Source organism: Streptomyces sp. NPDC059002 (genome assembly GCF_042740435.1).
GTDB lineage: Bacteria > Actinomycetota > Actinomycetes > Streptomycetales > Streptomycetaceae > Streptomyces.
Genome location: NZ_JBHYJI010000159.1, coordinates 1 through 1,414 on the forward strand (window position 1 = coordinate 1; position 1,414 = coordinate 1,414).

The following is a 1,414-nucleotide window of genomic DNA, read 5'->3' on the forward strand; positions in this document are numbered from 1 at the left end:
GCATCTCCGGGGGGCTCCCTCGCCGGTTGGCGTCAAACAAACGGGTTTGTTTGAGTGCTGAAAGGGTCCGGGTGGCGCTGAGCGAGTCAACTCCTTAATCCTCCCTACGGTCCGGTTACCGTTGACTCACGCCAAGAGCGCACGCTGCCCATTTAGAGATAAGACAGCTCCAACGCTTTTCTTATGTATTCTTCTTCTGTGATTTCTCCATGAAACCGCCTTTCTAAAAGCTTTTCCTCTCCTTCCGTCAACACTAAACCCTCAAAGCCAAGGGTTGCTCTTACATATTTCATCCCTGTTTCAAAATCAATCTCTTGCATTACTACCCCCTCCTCTTTATCAAAAGCCCCTGCGGGTCATTTCCGCCCGTACGCCCCAATTTATTTGGTGCGTATAACTGGGCACTCCGTGATCCATGAGTAACCACAGATATTTTTAGCCATATTATGAATAAGCCCGTTTTGATGCACACTCAAAGGATGGGTTCATTCTACACTTTCGTTTGGCTTACTTTTCTTGTCAGATTCAACCCCAAAAGAACTGACCAGGATTCCTCGGGTTTCCTTATCAGTTCTTTCTTTTTCTCCGCTCCAAAACAAACTCGAACTTAAAAAATCGCCTTTAACCCCTTGATATAACTGACTTTCTCCGTTCATTTAGTAACGCAGCGTTCCTTTTCAATTGCACCCTTTTACAAAACAACTCAAATAAAGGGTGCAGTACTTAAAGGGCTTTAGCCTCGCTATAGCGAACCCTTTTTAAGGGGTGATTCGTGATGGATATGGGAGTTAAATTATCGTCAAAAGACGTCGCAAAACATCTCGGTATAGAGCCTGTGACCGTCCGCAAGTATGCAAGTATGCTTGAAGAACAAGGGTATTCATTCAATAAGGACTCAAAAGGATGGCGACTCTATACCGAGGATGACGTAAAGACTTTAGAGTATCTATGTACAATGACTAAAATCAATGGACACTCACTCGACGAAACGGTAAAGCATATAGCCAGCCTATATCGTTCAAAACTGACCATATCGGATACCGCTACATCGCTACAAGACAATCCTTTGATTGAATTCATGAAGCGACAGGAAGACTTCAACCGCCGCATGGCAGAACGGATGGAGCAATTCGAAAAGAGACAGCAAGAAAGGCACGAGACACTCACCGCTGCATTACGTGAGTCCCTTGAGACACAAAAAATGATCGCAGCCACCAAACAAAAAAAGTGGTGGAAATTTTGGAAGGGCAATTGATTGCCCGTTTTCACCGCTCTAATTCATTGTCCTTGTATTTATTGGCTTCTCTAGGCATTCCAGCCGTACGGAAAAACGATGCCGCTAACTTCCGCATCTTTGGCAATTTTTCTTTAGCCCACTGAACCATTTTGTCTTTCCATTGTTCCAGTACGGCAA

Annotated in this window: 3 protein-coding genes; 1 reads left to right on the forward strand and 2 read right to left on the reverse strand. The window is 44.6% G+C overall.

Annotated elements, in window-relative coordinates; translation table 11 throughout:
* Nucleotides 1-152: 152 nt before the first annotated feature.
* The gene (locus ACFWZ2_RS43625; RefSeq protein WP_171900848.1) at nucleotides 153-320 is read right to left on the reverse strand and encodes a hypothetical protein; all 168 of its coding nucleotides are present in this window, start codon (nucleotides 318-320) and stop codon (nucleotides 153-155) included.
* A 165-nt stretch (nucleotides 321-485) separates the two neighbouring features.
* Nucleotides 486-656 (reverse strand): hypothetical protein, encoded by a 171-nt coding sequence (locus ACFWZ2_RS43630; RefSeq protein ID WP_208561537.1) that lies wholly within the window; start codon nucleotides 654-656, stop codon nucleotides 486-488.
* A gap of 119 nt (nucleotides 657-775) precedes the next feature.
* Between ACFWZ2_RS43630 and ACFWZ2_RS43635 the strand changes: the two genes are divergently transcribed.
* Nucleotides 776-1,255 carry a DUF3967 domain-containing protein gene (locus tag ACFWZ2_RS43635; RefSeq protein WP_041332654.1) on the forward strand — a complete coding sequence of 160 codons (480 nt, stop codon included), beginning with the start codon at nucleotides 776-778 and terminating at the stop codon, nucleotides 1,253-1,255.
* Nucleotides 1,256-1,414 lie beyond the last annotated feature (159 nt).

What these genes read in the sequence shown, in the direction of transcription:
- ACFWZ2_RS43625 (WP_171900848.1), bottom strand. Translation starts at nt 320, where the DNA reads ATGCAAGAGATTGATTTTGAAACAGGGATGAAATATGTAAGAGCAACC.
- ACFWZ2_RS43630 (WP_208561537.1), bottom strand. Translation starts at nt 656, where the DNA reads ATGAACGGAGAAAGTCAGTTATATCAAGGGGTTAAAGGCGATTTTTTA.
- ACFWZ2_RS43635 (WP_041332654.1), top strand. Translation starts at nt 776, where the DNA reads ATGGATATGGGAGTTAAATTATCGTCAAAAGACGTCGCAAAACATCTC.